The organism is Fervidobacterium pennivorans DSM 9078 (assembly GCF_000235405.2).
Classification (GTDB): Bacteria; Thermotogota; Thermotogae; order Thermotogales; family Fervidobacteriaceae; genus Fervidobacterium; species Fervidobacterium pennivorans.
This window is the reverse complement of the sequence record NC_017095.1, coordinates 1,801,364-1,816,188: the sequence shown is the minus strand read 5'-3', so window position 1 is coordinate 1,816,188 and position 14,825 is coordinate 1,801,364. Positions and strand designations below refer to the sequence as shown.

At 37.3% G+C, this 14,825-nt stretch carries 17 protein-coding genes; 7 read left to right on the top strand and 10 right to left on the bottom strand.

The window, feature by feature from the left end; translation table 11 throughout:
- Positions 1-23 precede the first annotated feature (23 nt).
- Genes rsmD through FERPE_RS08580 form a run of 4 tightly spaced genes read right to left on the bottom strand, consistent with a single transcriptional unit; the run spans position 24 to position 2,765 of the window.
- A complete protein-coding gene (gene rsmD / locus FERPE_RS08595; RefSeq protein WP_014452235.1) occupies positions 24-560 on the bottom strand; it encodes a 16S rRNA (guanine(966)-N(2))-methyltransferase RsmD in 537 nt (178 codons plus the stop codon).
- Between the two features lie 29 nt (positions 561-589).
- Positions 590-1,327 carry a 16S rRNA (cytidine(1402)-2'-O)-methyltransferase gene (rsmI, locus tag FERPE_RS08590; protein WP_014452234.1) on the bottom strand — a complete coding sequence of 246 codons (738 nt, stop codon included), beginning with the start codon at positions 1,325-1,327 and terminating at the stop codon, positions 590-592.
- Between the two features lie 44 nt (positions 1,328-1,371).
- Positions 1,372-2,133 (bottom strand): lipoate--protein ligase family protein, encoded by a 762-nt coding sequence (locus FERPE_RS08585; RefSeq protein ID WP_014452233.1) that lies wholly within the window; start codon positions 2,131-2,133, stop codon positions 1,372-1,374.
- A 41-nt stretch (positions 2,134-2,174) separates the two neighbouring features.
- The gene (locus FERPE_RS08580) at positions 2,175-2,765 is read right to left on the bottom strand and encodes a queuosine precursor transporter (protein WP_014452232.1); all 591 of its coding nucleotides are present in this window, start codon (positions 2,763-2,765) and stop codon (positions 2,175-2,177) included.
- Positions 2,766-3,031: 266 nt separating this feature from the next.
- Between FERPE_RS08580 and speD the strand changes: the two genes are divergently transcribed.
- The 3 genes from speD (at position 3,032) to FERPE_RS08565 (ending at position 5,056) form a co-directional block, all read left to right on the top strand.
- Positions 3,032-3,454 (top strand): adenosylmethionine decarboxylase, encoded by a 423-nt coding sequence (speD, locus tag FERPE_RS08575; RefSeq protein ID WP_014452231.1) that lies wholly within the window; start codon positions 3,032-3,034, stop codon positions 3,452-3,454.
- Positions 3,455-3,520: 66 nt separating this feature from the next.
- Positions 3,521-4,399 (top strand): polyamine aminopropyltransferase, encoded by an 879-nt coding sequence (speE, locus tag FERPE_RS08570; protein ID WP_014452230.1) that lies wholly within the window; start codon positions 3,521-3,523, stop codon positions 4,397-4,399.
- A 129-nt stretch (positions 4,400-4,528) separates the two neighbouring features.
- Positions 4,529-5,056 carry a helix-turn-helix domain-containing protein gene (locus FERPE_RS08565; protein ID WP_014452229.1) on the top strand — a complete coding sequence of 176 codons (528 nt, stop codon included), beginning with the start codon at positions 4,529-4,531 and terminating at the stop codon, positions 5,054-5,056.
- 15 nt (positions 5,057-5,071) lie between these two features.
- Here FERPE_RS08565 and FERPE_RS08560 read toward each other — a convergent pair whose 3' ends face one another.
- Positions 5,072-5,929, bottom strand: a complete 858-nt coding sequence (locus tag FERPE_RS08560; protein ID WP_014452228.1) for an endonuclease/exonuclease/phosphatase family protein — start codon at positions 5,927-5,929, stop codon at positions 5,072-5,074.
- 572 nt (positions 5,930-6,501) lie between these two features.
- Positions 6,502-8,031 (bottom strand): outer membrane protein assembly factor BamB family protein, encoded by a 1,530-nt coding sequence (locus tag FERPE_RS08545; RefSeq protein ID WP_014452225.1) that lies wholly within the window; start codon positions 8,029-8,031, stop codon positions 6,502-6,504.
- A 254-nt stretch (positions 8,032-8,285) separates the two neighbouring features.
- On the opposite strand from FERPE_RS08545, the gene nadX reads away from it, so the two are divergent.
- From nadX to FERPE_RS08525, 4 genes are read left to right on the top strand one after another with little or no spacing between them, the layout of a single operon-like run.
- A complete protein-coding gene (gene nadX, locus FERPE_RS08540) occupies positions 8,286-9,020 on the top strand; it encodes an aspartate dehydrogenase (RefSeq protein WP_014452224.1) in 735 nt (244 codons plus the stop codon).
- A gap of 5 nt (positions 9,021-9,025) precedes the next feature.
- A complete protein-coding gene (nadA, locus tag FERPE_RS08535) occupies positions 9,026-9,979 on the top strand; it encodes a quinolinate synthase NadA (RefSeq protein ID WP_014452223.1) in 954 nt (317 codons plus the stop codon).
- A complete protein-coding gene (gene nadC / locus FERPE_RS08530; RefSeq protein WP_014452222.1) occupies positions 9,972-10,793 on the top strand; it encodes a carboxylating nicotinate-nucleotide diphosphorylase in 822 nt (273 codons plus the stop codon). The genes nadA and nadC overlap by 8 nt, the downstream gene beginning before the upstream one ends.
- Before the next feature lie 39 nt (positions 10,794-10,832).
- Positions 10,833-11,483, top strand: a complete 651-nt coding sequence (locus FERPE_RS08525; RefSeq protein ID WP_014452221.1) for a Dph6-related ATP pyrophosphatase — start codon at positions 10,833-10,835, stop codon at positions 11,481-11,483.
- Between the two features lie 36 nt (positions 11,484-11,519).
- On the opposite strand, the gene FERPE_RS08520 is transcribed toward FERPE_RS08525, so the two are convergent.
- The 4 genes from FERPE_RS08520 to FERPE_RS08505 are packed head-to-tail and all read right to left on the bottom strand — an operon-like array spanning position 11,520 to position 14,794.
- Positions 11,520-12,449, bottom strand: a complete 930-nt coding sequence (locus FERPE_RS08520) for a DNA-methyltransferase (protein WP_041262894.1) — start codon at positions 12,447-12,449, stop codon at positions 11,520-11,522.
- Between the two features lies 1 nt (position 12,450).
- Positions 12,451-13,434: a hypothetical protein gene (locus FERPE_RS08515; protein WP_014452219.1), complete on the bottom strand. Its 984-nt coding sequence runs from the start codon at positions 13,432-13,434 to the stop codon at positions 12,451-12,453.
- A 28-nt stretch (positions 13,435-13,462) separates the two neighbouring features.
- Entirely contained in the window at positions 13,463-13,987 is a 525-nt protein-coding gene (locus FERPE_RS08510; protein ID WP_014452218.1) for an NUDIX domain-containing protein, read from the bottom strand.
- Between the two features lie 27 nt (positions 13,988-14,014).
- Positions 14,015-14,794 carry a hypothetical protein gene (locus tag FERPE_RS08505; protein WP_014452217.1) on the bottom strand — a complete coding sequence of 260 codons (780 nt, stop codon included), beginning with the start codon at positions 14,792-14,794 and terminating at the stop codon, positions 14,015-14,017.
- Between the last annotated feature and the right edge of the window lie 31 nt (positions 14,795-14,825).

Sequence of the window (14,825 nt, the reverse complement as noted above, 5' to 3'; positions counted from 1 at the left end):
TTATATCACAACTTTCCCAAATTTCATGCTTTTTCAAAGAAAATCAACAAAGTATCCCCATAGTCTTTTTCTTTTACAACTCTCAGTTTTTCAATTATACTCTCACTCGGTTTTTCTCTTTTGGAACACTGAAGGATAAAGAGAGAACCTTCTCCCATGACATTGTGAACACGCGAGGTAATTTCATCAACAAGTCCCAGTTCATATGGTGGGTCGGAATAGATAATATCAAAAACGCCGGTATAAGATTCCAAAAACCGGCGTGCATCAATTTTTTTTATATCAACTTTTTCTTCTAAACCTAACTTTCTGATGTTCTTTTTTATCGTTGATATAGATAAACTAGAAATATCGACAAAAGTTACATGCTGTGCCCCGTTGCTTAGCATCTCAATACCTACAATACCACTACCTGCGCATATGTCTAAACAAGTCATTCCTTCAAAATCTACCATGTTTGCCAGACTTCTTCGAATTATCGCTGATGTATATCTTGTTCTTGGGTCTGGAACAGTATCGACCGTCTTGCCTTTCAATTCCCCTGTCTCAATTTTAAGCATATAATTTCTCTCCTATGGTTCTATTGTATTTATTCACCGGTTTCTAAATTCTGGCTTTCCTCACCTTCTGGAATTTGTGTGGCTTCTAACTTTTCTACAACAACCGTTATCTCACCTTTGACTTTATCAAAATGCTTCAATGCCTGAGAAACCGTTCCATAAAAGTGCTGTTCGTGTAGTTTTGTGAGTTCTCTTGCGATAAAGATTTTGCAATCTCCAAGGATATTGTATACATCTTCCAGCGTTTTTTTCAACCTCTCTGGACTTTCGAAAAAAGCAAAGCGTTCAATCAATTCGTTATCCTTGATTTTTCTCAGAAGCCTTCTTCTGTTCTTATCTTTTGGCATAAAGCCAATAAAATAAAAATAAGTTCCGCGAAAGCCACTTATAGCTACCGCACTTGTCAAAGCACTTGGTCCTGGTATTACCTCCACTTTTATTCCCTCTTCATGACATCTTCTAACAAGATTCCAACCTGGGTCAGAAATCACCGGCATTCCCGCATCAGAAACTTGGGCAATCTTCATCCCCGATTTCAAACGCCCAATTATGTTGTCCATCTTTTTGAAAGAATTTCGCTCGTTAAACGATTCCATAGGTTTGGAGATACCGTAATAAGAGAGCAGATGAGAAGTTCTTCGGGTATCTTCCGCAAGTATTAAATCTACACTTTTTAGAGTTTCAAGAGCCCTAAGAGTAATATCTTTGAGATTACCTATCGGTGTTCCAACAACATACAATATGCCAAGAGTTTCATTACCAATCAAGATGTTTTCGTTTTTCCCATCCTTGACTATAATCCCACTTCCCTCTATTCCTTTGCCAAAATTTCATCTTTCATAACAACGAAATTTTTCTCAAATCCCGTGCTGATTTCCAAAACCTTCGTTTGCAAATTTTCGTCAAATTCTGTTCCTTTACCAAAATAGTTCTCAAACGCTCTTTTCAAACTTCCCACTATCTGCGAAAATTCGTTGTATGCATGGTCATAGAGCCCTATTAAAGGTATATCAAGGTTCTTTGTGCTTTTAAAACAATGTTTGATTTCCTCGTGTGGGATTAATACTATCGAACCATGCTGGAGTATGTAATCTTGCGTTCTGGTTTGGGCACTTCCGACTACTTTTGTACCATTCAAAGTAATTTCATAGGCAGAAGGCACTTGAAAACAAATGTGACTGGACGGCTTGTTTTTTCCCGTTGTTAATTCTACAGGATATCCCAGTTTATTCAATCCAGCTACGATGATTTTAGAAATCAGGTTATACAATTCAAGTACTCCAAGTTTGAAAAGCTCATGACCTCGAGGAATAATTATCGAATAAGTCACTTCGTCCCAGTGTAGGACTGCACGTCCACCGGATGGTCTTCGAACAATATCAAATCCGTTTTCTTCAAGGTAATCAAAATCCACATCGCTTGCCTTCTGATGCTTGCCAAGAGAGAGCGTCGGATGTTCCCATGTATAGAACCTAAGAATCACATCGTTTAACTCGACTGCTAATTGGCCAAGCGCAACATCAATTGCCATATTCCTTGAACCCTTTAACCCATATGTTTCAAAAATGTACAACTTATCAACTCCTTTGGAACCTTTTTCCTATTACTTTAGTCTTAACCTTTCATTTTTTTCGTCAACAAAAATATCGGATTGGTTATCACTACTATTATAATCTTTATTACATACTGAGACAACACCATATTGAACAAACCGTCGTAAACACCAATGAATGCAACAAGTGTGAATATCAATGTATCAAAAAATTGAGCAACAAGAACAGAAATTAAATTTGCAGTAGACGCTTTCTTGAAGAATTTAGAATTAAAAATATAGTAATTCAACAACTGAGAAGTTCCGTATGCGGACAAACTAGCAAGTGTAAACCTCCAATTAATTCCCAAAAGCAACCGATAAGCTTCTCCTCTGTTTATATCTGCCGATGGCAAAAACAATCCCAGCAAAATTAAACCACTTGCAGTCACTTGAGCGAGGAAACCCATGAAAACTAAAAATTTTGAACGCTCTTTACTAACTACATCTGACATCATATTTGCGATTATAAATGTAAAAGTGTAGCTAACAATCGATGCTGGAAACAGAAACACTCCAAGTTTAATAACTTTTGCCGCGATAACGTTTGAGACAACAATTCCGGTGATAAATAAAGTTGTTAGAATCATAGCGTTTCTCTCTTGCCTGTCCACACTCCACCTCTCCTTTCAACTATTCTTCTATTTAAAATTTCAAGGCAAAATATTATAATCTACCTCTCTATTCAACACACATTTAGCACTCAAAAATTACACAAACTGTTACATTATCTTAACTAAAAAATCTTAAGAAAGGGTATATAATATTGTTCGCAATACTGACGCATTGTGTTCATTTAAATAGACATGCCAATGTATATGGAAAAAGTATGTCTACTTAAGTGAACATTCAGAAAATCTTTTATCGGGGAGGGATTGCGATGAAAAGCTTGGGCAGACACATCATTGCGGAATTCTACGACTGTGACAAAGAAATACTTGATAACATCGATGCTATCGAGTTTCACATGAAACAGGCAGCTTACGAGACCGGAGCAACCATCGTCAACTCATCTTTCCACCGGTTCCTCCCCTATGGAGTGAGCGGTGTAGTTGTTGTAAGTGAGTCGCACTTGACAATTCACACATGGCCAGAATACGGCTATGCAGCCGTTGACCTATTTACATGTGGTGACCATGTAGATCCGTGGAAGGCTTTCACATATCTCAAGAAAGTTTTCAAATCTCAGAGAGTGCATGTTGTTGAACACCTAAGAGGCAGATACGACGAAATAGGCATTCCTGAGACTGCATCTCATAAGGCTGTTGTTAACGAAAATGAACAGGTAGTTGTCAGTCTTTAATTGATGCATGTGAATTATCTGACACGAGAAAGCTAAATAAAATATAAGGAAAAGGAGGGAATGCCTATGGAAGAAATGGAACTCAAACCAGGAAGACATATGCTATACATGGAATGGTATTCTCGAGACCCTGGCGGATTATTCATGAGAGTAAACAGATGGCTTTATTCTGCGCAAAGCCCTTATCAGAGGATAGACATATTTGAATCACCTTTCTACGGTCGTGTATTTGCACTTGATGGTATCACGATGACAACGGAAATTGACGAATTTATGTATCACGAAATGCTTGTCCACGTACCGATGTTCATGCACCCAAATCCAAAGAAAGTACTCGTCATCGGTGGCGGAGATGGAGGAAGTGTTAGAGAAGTATTGAAACACCCAAGTGTAGAAAAAGTTGTCATGTGCGAAATCGATGAAATGGTTGTTAGGGCAGCCATGGAATACCTTCCGTACACAGCATCCAAGCTCAACGACCCAAGAGTGGAGTTGGTCTTTGAAGATGGTTCAAAATTCGTAAGACAATTCAAAAACGAATTTGATGTTATTATCATCGACTCTACAGACCCAACAGCAGGACAGGGAGGACACCTCTTTACACTTGAATTCTACAAAGCTTGTAACGAAGCACTTAAAGAGGATGGTATTCTCTGCGCACAAACGGAAGGTATGGCTTACGACTGGGAATGGGGTTCGACAGCCTACAAGAGAATCAAAGCCAACTTCCCGCTGGTTAAGATGTATCTTGGCTTTATGCCAACATATCCAGGCGGAATTTGGAGCTATACATATGCATCAAAGGCCGGTTGGGACCCGATAAAAGACTACAACCCAGAAAAAGTAAGAAACTTCAAAGAACCATTGAGATATTACAACGAAGAAATCCACAAAGCAGCATTCGCACTTCCAAATTTTGTTAAGAAATACATCGAAGAAGAGTAAAGGACATGTTCACACCCCCTGCGGCAGGAGTACTCCTGCCGTTTTTTCGTCCTTGCTGAATTTCTTGGGGATTGTTGTATAATGGTTTTGAATACTACGAGAAACGTACAATCAATTAGGGGTGAAACGATGAAATTGGGAAGTAAATTGAAAAGACTCCGTTTAGCAAGAGGCTATACCCAAGAAGAATTGGCTGACCGATGTGACTTATCAAGAAGTTTCATCTCCCAACTTGAAAGCGACAAAGTCTCTCCTTCGGTTGAAACACTGGAAAGGATATTACGCGTTCTGGGAACAGATTTGAAGCATTTCTTCTCCGATGAACAGAAAAAGATAATATTTAAAAAGGATGAACGTGTGCCTGTGTACGACCTACCAAAGGGTGTGAATATCGAAATCCTCATGGATGCTGTAGAAGATAAGGAACTCGATGCCAAGATTGTTGAATTAGAACCTGGAGCGCAAACCGAACAAGAAGGTTACCACGATGGTGATGAATTCGGTTACGTTATCGAAGGTTCCGTTGATATCTACATCGATGGAAAAAGATACCGCGCCAATGAAGGAGACTGTTTCTATTACTCAGGTGATTGCATCCATTACATGAGAAACCCTGGAAAACAGAAAGCAAAGATTTTGTGGATTCAGACAATCTAAAAATGCAAAGGGGCGTTAAGCCCCTTTGTTTTTGCTATTGCATTTATTAAAAACTTCGCAAAATATTCCCATATGGTCAGATACTTTTTCTTTATCAAACACAATCTCTGACATCTTCACTTCCCATCCTTCCGGAATAAAGATATAGTCTATCCGTTCACTTGCTTTTGAAAGTATGTCTCCCCGAAAAGTTGGTTGAGCAGGTTTTTCAGGATTGGCAATAGCCCAGGTATCGATTAATCTTTTTCCAAAAATTTTAGTGTTAATCACAAACTGATATTCTTCAGAACCATACGGAATGTTGAAATCCCCCGCAATCACAAATCTATCGTTTCCAATTTCCTCAATCCAGTTTACCAAATTTAAAAATTCTTCCACAAATCCCACTTCTTTCCAATTTAGATGAACACAATAAAGATCTATCAAGTCATCACCATCTCTAACTCTTGCCCTAACAATTTTCCTTGAATAAAAACTTCTCAAATCTTTCTCTTTAGAAACATACCTACTTTCGAACTCCACAAATAGCTTGCTGGAAATAATCCCGAGCCCTTCTTCCCACACACCAAAACCATAGTGTGAAATGTCCCAAGCAAAGTAATACTCTTTCCCAGCAATCAGTTCAGATAAAATCCTCACGTAATTGCTCTTCTTAATTTTTATTCCAAACACTTCTTTGTCTGATAAATCGTCAATGTATTGCCCAGCTTCTTGAAAAAATGCAAAATCAATATCATTCTCAACAATGAAATTCGCAATCTTTTGCTGTATAGGTTTATACTTTCCCAAAAACATCTCTAAAGTATCGCCTTTTTCGAAAACCACTTCCTGGTACGTATGTAAGTTCAGCGTCAGAATCCGTAATGTTTCCATTCTAGTTTCTCCTTTCTTGAAAAAAACTTACAAAAATACCTATCACTAAAACAACAACCGAAATGGATAAAGCCACAAACTTTGAGGGCGTTACAAAAATCAAAAGCCTACTAAGGTAGACTAGGACTTTCTCTTTGAAAAACACAACACAAATCAGCAATATGTTCTCAATCAAGTCAAACATTCCACCAAATAGTGACAACAATGTCAAAAATTCGTTCTCCATTCCTATATGCCTAAGAAAAATTCTGACAGATGATGATCATAAGAAAAAAAAAGTAACTCAAAGCAAAAAATGAATCAAGAACATGCAAATAAACAAAATTTTCTGGTTGAGCTTCTCTAACTTTATCTACATAGCGTGAAATATATTCTGAAGACAAAAAGAACTTGGAATCAATACCTCTTTCCCCGATCGAAATATAAGCGTTTGTACTGTACGATCCGAAAATGAACCAACCAAAGAAAATAGTGAAACCAAAACTGACTATTATCCATTTCCAACTACCGATCCTAAATATATCCGTCCTATCCAATAATATCACCTCCCAACTAGGTAAACTTATTCAAGTTCACTCAAACAAATAGACATTTCCATCCGTACATGCTACATATAACCTTCCAGATTTGGACATAACAGGTTTTGCGTATACTCCCGTCATCATTTTCCAATACCATTTAACTCTCCCATCATTTCTCCAAGCAAAGTAATCTCCACCTTTGCAACCGACATATATATGTCCATCTGAAAGAACGGTAGGAGAAACGGAAATTTCACAATCTAATTTAACCTTCCAAGTTAACTCACCTTTTGAATTTATGCAAAACACTTCCTTTCCAGAACCAACATACAAGTTACCCATATCATCCAAAGTAGGCGAGAGTTTAATCATTTCTTTTGTTTTAAATACCCAATTTATACTTCCATTTTCTGAATTAAGTGAATACAAATATCCATCGCAACCACATACATACACACTACCTTTGCCATTCGTTACCGGTGCAGACATTACACTTCCCACATTGAATTTCCAGATCTTCTTTCCATCTCCTGAAAATCTGTAAAGTTTACCTTCATATGTTACCACATATATTCCATCTTCTGTCACAATCGGGGTAATTTCAACTGGTTCCGACAAATCTATTAATACCACTTTTTTCCCGTTCGAATCTACTTCGTATAACTTTCCATCAAAAGTCATCACATAAACCTTATCATCAAACAGTGCTGCTGAAAAAGTTAGAGTCTTCCCTATCTTAGAGCTCCAGAGTCTTTCTCCATTAATTGTATACTTTCTAACTTCACCACCGCTATCCACAATGTACAAATTCCCATTTTTGTCAGCAAAGGGTCCTGAAAAACTCTCCGAACCAAGCTCAATGCCCCATACTAACGTTCCATCGAAAGCATACTTGTAAAACGTTGCATCAGCAGACACGATATAAACTGTTTCTTCAGTATCAACAAACGGGGAAGAATATATCTCTCCGAACGTTTTAAATAGCCGAGCTGGTTGTTTCAATTCAAATGGCAAATTGATTTCGCGATTTAACAAAATATTCTCATCTATGTATTCTTTTCGCCTTGGTATAAAGTAGAATGCATCTATGTACCATGCATTTGAAAAGGCATACGCAAGGAGAAATTGGTGGGTTAAAAGTAGGAGAAAACTAGCAAAATGCAGACCTAGAAGATTTAACAATGCATCAACTACTGAAAAAACAAAAGATAACGATGAAAGAATGGAGAACATTTTTTTCTTCGTTTTCTTGAAATACAACATGTGAGCAAGAGCCATGAGAAGGTAATAGAGCATAAGTGTAGGAAACATAACCTTGAAACTATAAATTGCTAGTAACAAGAATCCAAACAAGTAAATCAGTGCAAAGATTCTATAAGCTCTCACAAAAAGAAATTTGACAACGGAAACGACAAGAAAAATAAGAGCCAAAAATAGCAGAAAGCCCTTCAGAGAGTTCGAAGCCGAAAATATACTGCCGCAAACCAGACCGTAACTAATTAAAATATTAAAGATAGCAGAAAGCGCTTTTCTCCTTCTTAACTCAATTTTCCTCAATTCTATGTCCTCCTCTTTTTTCATAGAATCGCCTCCTAACGTAATCGAAACTTAAAAAATTGAGAGAATAGTGCTATTTAACCTTCAAAAAATGTATTTTGAAATTAGATCATAGTACTATTCTACAACCATTTCGCAAAATTAGTTCCGTTTTAGTTAAAAAATCTATTTCGTTTATTAGCCACTTTACAGAATTTGACAGCAGGTATTATTATAGGTATAATTGTGTTAGAACATCGTAAAGATACTATACTTAAGACTGAAAGGAGCGTTCAAAAATGAAAATACTATTCATCGGTGGTGGTAATATAGCGAACATTGTGTACAGCGAGCTCGAAGACCATATTGAAAAATGCTGGTATTACGATGTAGTCCAAACAAACCTTCCATGTGAAAGAATAAATAATTTTACCGTTCCGAATGAAGCAGATGTTGTTGTTGAATGTGCCAGTGTAGAAGCTGTGAAGCAATATGGTCTAGATATCCTAAAGAGTGGAAAAGATTTTTACATCATTAGTTCTGGAGCTTTTTCTGACGAAGACTTTTTTGACAGATTTATGGCAGAGTTGAAAAATTCGGATTCTACAGTTTATATTCCATCGGGAGCAATTGGAGGTTTGGATATAATATACTCCATTCGCAATTTCATAGAAAGAGTTGAAATAATTACGCGCAAACCTACAAAAGCATTCGGACTTGAAGACACAGTCCAAGAACAAACTATCTTCACAGGTAACGCACGCGAAGCCATAGCTAAGTTTCCTCAAAACACAAACGTCTCCGTTACACTTTCACTCGCTGTTGGTGATTTCAACAAAGTCAATGTACGTATAGTTGCTGATCCAAACGTTGACCGAAATATACACGAGATTAATATCTACTCATCTGTCGGGGAATACAAAATCATCCATAAGAACAAACCATCGCCAAACCCAAAAACAAGCTATCTCGCTCCATTGTCACTTGCCGCTGCATTGAAAAAGAGAACGGAAAAATTCAGAATCGGGGGTTGATAACTATGTTGATGAGTGCAGTGAGCGTAAGACCTGAGGACATAAGAAAGCTTGCAGATGAGAAAGGGTATGTGATTGTAGCACACAATTACCAAATTCCTGAGTTACAGGAAATTGCTGATTATCTTGGTGACTCACTCCAACTGGCACGGATGGTCACAAAAATAGATGCAAAGAAAATACTTTTCCTTGGAGTCGACTTCATGGCAGAGGTCATGAAAGTTCTAAATCCCGAGAAAAAAATTATCGTTCCAGTCAGGCACTCAACATGCCCGATGGCAAATTCATTGTCAGTGGAAGATGTTATCAAATTCAAAGAAAAATACAATGCTCCGTTTGTTGTCTACGTCAATAGCCGAACAGAAGTTAAAGCTTACGCAGATATTGTTTGCACCTCCGCAAATGCTGTTGACATTGTTAAAGCCATTGATTCGGATACCGTGCTCTTTGGTCCTGACAAAAACCTTGCATCATATGTTGCGGAAAAAACAGGCAAAAACATTATCCCAATTCCAGGCGAAACAGGCTATTGCTATGTCCATAACTATGTTAAAGAAGACCAACTGAAACAACTTATAAACTTCCATCCGGATGCAGAAATAATGGCACATCCTGAAGTTCCAAAAGGCATTAGAGACTTAGCACACTTTGTCGGTAGTACATCTCAAATGGAGAAATATCCAGCAACCACAAACGCAAAGAAATTAATCGTAGTTACCGAAGTTGGAATGATTGCAAAACTCCAAAAACTCTATCCAGATAAAATATTCATTCCTGTCCCCAGTATGGTTTGTTACAATATGAAAAAGAACAATCTTAAAAATACCTACGTCGCTCTTTTGGAAGAAAAAATTGAAGTGCATGTAGATGAAGAAATCGCCAAAAAAGCAAGAAAAGCTATCGAAAGAATGCTTGAAATAACCGAATCAAAAGATGCGAAGGTGATGAAAAGTGCATGAAAAGATAGTTGATGCCATTGTTGAATTGATAAGAAAAGATGAGCATTTCATAGACTTCGCATCATATCCTCTCAGAGGAAAAAATGTATCAGGTGAGATATTACTCAAAGAACCGTCAGCCGTCGTATCAGGTGTGGAGATTGTTCAAGATGTATGCAAACGGTTTAACTTGACTATACAATTTTCATGTAAAGATGGAGATGTTGTGAAAAAAGGCTCAGTCGCTAAAATTTCCGGAGATGCTTATAACCTCCTCATATGTGAGCGCACAATTTTGAATATTCTCTCATTCATGAGCGGTGTGGCAACAAAAGTAAGAAATATCGTTGAAAAAACAAATGGAAAGGTCAAAATTGCAGCAACAAGAAAGACTATTCCATTCGTTGGTGAACTGCAAAAGCTTGCTGTTATCCACGGTGGAGGGGATACTCACCGATTGAACTTATCCGATTGTGCAATGATAAAAGACAACCACATAAAGCTTTATGGTTCGATTTCTGAAGCCGTTAAGCAAGTGAAAAAAATACTTTCGTTCAGTAAAAAGATAGAGGTAGAAGCGGAAACTGAGCAGATGGCTTTCGAGGCATGTGAGGCAGGTGCAGATATAGTAATGCTTGATAATTTTTCCCCACAAGAAGCTTGTCGAGTGGCAAAGGCATTAAAGGAAAAATACCCAAATGTGATAATCGAACTTTCTGGAGGGGTGAATCCTGATAAAATAGAAGAATACCTCTGCGAATATATAGACGTAATCTCTATTGGAAGGCTCACAAGCGAGGTAAAATACATTGATTTCAGTTTAGAGATGGAATAAGACTTTTAAGTAAAGAATAAAGATTTGGAGGTATCGCGATTGCTTACACAAGACAAAGTTATCTTCTCTTCATGGAGTGGCGGAAAAGATTCCGCCTTAGCACTGAACAGAGCTTTAAAAGAACTGAAAAAAGTAGACATTCTCTTCACCATGTTTGATGAAACTTGCATTCATACCCGTGCACACGGTTTGCCAAGAGAAATCATCACAGCGCAGGCTGAAAGTATAGGAGCACGTTCCATAATAAGATGTGCCGCTTGGGAAACTTACGAACAAGAGTTTCTTGAATTTCTAAAAGAGCATACACAAAATGGCATAGGCATATTCGGAGACATCGACTTACAAGAACACAGAGATTGGGTTGAACGTGTATGCAAAACGTATAACGTAACAGCGTTAGAACCCTTATGGCTCGAGCCAAGGGAGAAATTGCTGGAAGAATTTTTGAAAGAAGGCTTTAAAGCAAAGATTATAGCAACCAAAAAGGAATACAAAGAACTGCTTGGAAAAGACCTACAAGAAAGTGAAACATTAAAGCTTATCGAAAAACTCAATATCGACCTTTCAGGTGAAAATGGCGAATATCATACAGTAGTTTACGACGGACCCATTTTTAAAAAGCCGATTAGGATAAAGATTGTTGGGAATTACTCGACTGAGAAAAACGAGTATTTGATAGTTGGGATATAAATATCAACAAAAAGGCGAGTTTGCACACTCGCCTTATTACTTATTTTCCCTCGCCCATTCAAAAAGTGGAAAATTATTTTCCAGTTTCATACGAATCTCTTCAATTCTCTTATTAGCAAGTTTTACGTACTCTTCATTAATTTCATAACCTATATAGAATCTGTTAGTCATGAGTGCAGCTATTGCTGTTTGACCACTTCCCATAAATGGGTCAAGGACTACTTCACTTTCGAACGTGTATAACTGAATGCAACGATATGGAAGTTCTATTGGAAAAGGCGCTGGATGTCCTATCTTTTTTGCAGATACTGCAGAAAACGTCCATACGCTCTTTGTGAATTCCAAAAATTCCTCTTTTGTTATTGTACTCTTCCTACCACTTGGATTTTTCCTAGAAAACTTCTCCTTAGAAAAAATCAAAATGTATTCATGCACATCTCTTAATGTTGGATTCGCTGCTGACATCCAACTCCCCCATGCTGTAGATGAACTAGCTGTTGCACCTTTATTCCAAATGACTTCTCCGCGCATTAGAAATCCTATTTCAAGCATATCTTCTATAATATATGCATGCAATGGAATGTATGGCTTACGCCCCAAATTCGCTATGTTTATGCATGCCCGCCCTCCAGGAACAAGCACACGATATACTTCTTTCCAAACTCTTTTTAAAAATTCCCTGTATTCGGTAAAAGTTAGGTTCTTATCATATTCTTTGCCAACATTGTAAGGTGGGGAAGTGACCATGAGATGTACACTGTTATCTGGTAGTTCATCCATATTTTCACTACTCTTAGGGAAAATTTTATTTAGAACATCTTTGTTTAATGGATTCTCGACATACTCTACGTTTTTTTCTTTTTGTAGTCCACTATACAAATTGCTGTTATAGAAAGGTGTAGAATCGTGGTTGCTTCTTCCAGAAACACCAAACGGGCTTGTGATAGTACCATTTTTCTTAGGCATTCTACTCACCATCCTGCAGAAGCTCAACAAAGACTTCTGCCATTTTTTCATAGTTCTCCTCTTTGCTTGCCTTTTCTATTATTCTACCAAGAACCACTTTGTCAATCAAGCATGAAAGGAATACAGATTTGTTTTCGACAAAGTCTTTCATAAGAGTTAATACTCTGTTTTTAAAATCCTCGTAACTTTCCACTGTTAAGAACCCCTCATGTTCTGTTTTTATAATATAGCCCTCTTTTCTACCTTTACTGTGTGCGACATCATTAGCTGATTGTAAACCCTTAACCACTGAAGGATTCAAAGAGTAGAATCCTTGAATAATTCCCTTCTCTTTAAATTTATCAACCATTTCTGCATAATGCTCTGTTATCGGTGTATTACCCAAAACAATTATGGGTATTGGCGATTTCTCAGCAGTTTTTAATCTAATGCTTAAAGATTTTCCAATTGCTTTCAACATGCTGTCTGATCTTAACAACGAAGGATTACCTTGGTGTTCAGTGAAATCTCCTTTGCATTCTAACTCATTTGTTTTTGATGAATAGCTCCAATTCCAAACAATCGACATTTTGACTTCAAAAATCAAGAGTATATCTTCGGAGTTCATCTTATTTTTATCTACTTTATCTGATCTAATAATAGCTATATCGGCAGGAGATTCACTACCCAGTCCAAGTTCTTCACATACAAGATGCTTAATAACGCTCAGATTTCGGTCCTTAAATAATTCTTTAAATTGTGGATCTTTAGAACCATCTTCAATAACCTTACTTAGAAGCTTCCAAACCCATTCTTCAGTGTATTCTCCGATAAGTGTATTTCTGCTTTGAAGTGTTGTTTTTTTACCTTTGTAACTCTTAGGATAATATGCATAATAGAGATCCTCTTCTTTAAGATAATAAAACAGTTTTTCTGGTTTGACTCTCTTTAAATAGGTTCTGAAGAATTCCGCTTCTTCTCCTTTAGTCCAAAGTTGTATTTCCACGTTTCGAGTCACCTCTCTATATGTAATGTTATCTTTTGGTATTTAAATTTTGTAATTCTATTACATGCCACCGAAATACTTCTTTCTCGCCATTGTATTCAATCTCTGCTTTCCACACAATGTCCGTTCCATCAAGTATATACGGAACAAGGAGTTTGTCTATTGGAGAAAGGTTTTCGTTTAGTATTCTATCCTTGTCTATCCAAACTAACTCACCTTCTTCGCTTTCAACAAATTCGGTTCCTTTTGTCTTTCCAACAAATATAAAAAGTATCCAATTATAATGCTCCGGTCCTATCTCAGAAGTCACCATTTTCAACTTCAAATTTTCAGGCTCAAGTCCTGTTTCCTCCAAAAATTCTCTCTTCGTTGCCGATTCAACATCTTCCCCTTTTTCTACATGTCCTCCCGGAGGCACCAAATACCCAGAAAAAGGTTCTTTTTTCCTAAGTAGAAACAATATTTTCCCATCATTTTCTGCATAGCAAATCGTCGCAACTTTTTGTTTTTCATTCTTTTTTAAAGACGTAATTAACTTTTCATATTGCAACATTTCAAATCCAATCCCCTTCTTTAGAAGTTACATTTTCAATCTCTTCAATACTCCATCAAGCATTTGAAGTTCACTTATATACTTATCTAAATCAACACCTTCAGTCAAAATGGGGATTATACTTTCTCGATGCTTTTCCAAAACGCTATCTTTAAACTTCTCGGAAATACCTCTCAATAAAACGAACATACCATCTATTGTATCAACCATCTTAGCATTAACTTCGGAAAATCTTCGACCAAGTTCCTCAGCTTTCTCCCCAGTAATATTTTCCAAATTTAAGCGATACATCAAAGGCTCCGCGCTTGAAATTTTTACTGGTTCATTTTTCATGAGTTGACCAAGCATCGAGGCTATCATGCAATCGAGTAAAAAGGTAAACCCTTTGTGAGCAAAGAACTCTGCATGGCTAAGCAAAAACTTTTGCTCGACACTTAAGACAACTTCAACACCATACAAAGAATTCTCAACCTTCAAAAACCTTGGCTCGTTCGAAGATTTTTGATTTTTCACGTATCGAGCTACAACATTTGCCACCTTGAATTTTTCAAAGTTTTTCTCATCAAGTTCGATTAAGTTCCTAAATTCTAGTAATTCGACACTTGCTGTTGGGTCATATTCTATGCAGTTTAACTCAACACCCATGAGTTCTTCAACAGATTCACCGATAGGCTCAAGCATCATGAAGTTCAATACATTTGTCGAATGTAAATCGATCTTCAGTTCGTTACCTATTTGGATAATACTCGGTGCCGCGTACTGCATAAGCTCTTGTAATTGGAACGCCTTGTCGAAGTATATTCTCACAGCGACCACCCCCTCAAATAGATAATGGCTG

Excerpts from the sequence above, each read along its gene's own strand:
- rsmD (WP_014452235.1), bottom strand. The coding sequence starts at position 560 with ATGCTTAAAATTGAGACAGGGGAATTGAAAGGCAAGACGGTCGATACT.
- speD (WP_014452231.1), top strand. The coding sequence starts at position 3,032 with ATGAAAAGCTTGGGCAGACACATCATTGCGGAATTCTACGACTGTGAC.
- speE (WP_014452230.1), top strand. The coding sequence starts at position 3,521 with ATGGAAGAAATGGAACTCAAACCAGGAAGACATATGCTATACATGGAA.
- FERPE_RS08565 (WP_014452229.1), top strand. The coding sequence starts at position 4,529 with ATGAAATTGGGAAGTAAATTGAAAAGACTCCGTTTAGCAAGAGGCTAT.
- FERPE_RS08560 (WP_014452228.1), bottom strand. The coding sequence starts at position 5,929 with ATGGAAACATTACGGATTCTGACGCTGAACTTACATACGTACCAGGAA.
- FERPE_RS08545 (WP_014452225.1), bottom strand. The coding sequence starts at position 8,031 with ATGAAAAAAGAGGAGGACATAGAATTGAGGAAAATTGAGTTAAGAAGG.
- nadX (WP_014452224.1), top strand. The coding sequence starts at position 8,286 with ATGAAAATACTATTCATCGGTGGTGGTAATATAGCGAACATTGTGTAC.
- nadA (WP_014452223.1), top strand. The coding sequence starts at position 9,026 with ATGTTGATGAGTGCAGTGAGCGTAAGACCTGAGGACATAAGAAAGCTT.
- FERPE_RS08520 (WP_041262894.1), bottom strand. The coding sequence starts at position 12,449 with ATGCCTAAGAAAAATGGTACTATCACAAGCCCGTTTGGTGTTTCTGGA.
- FERPE_RS08510 (WP_014452218.1), bottom strand. The coding sequence starts at position 13,987 with ATGTTGCAATATGAAAAGTTAATTACGTCTTTAAAAAAGAATGAAAAA.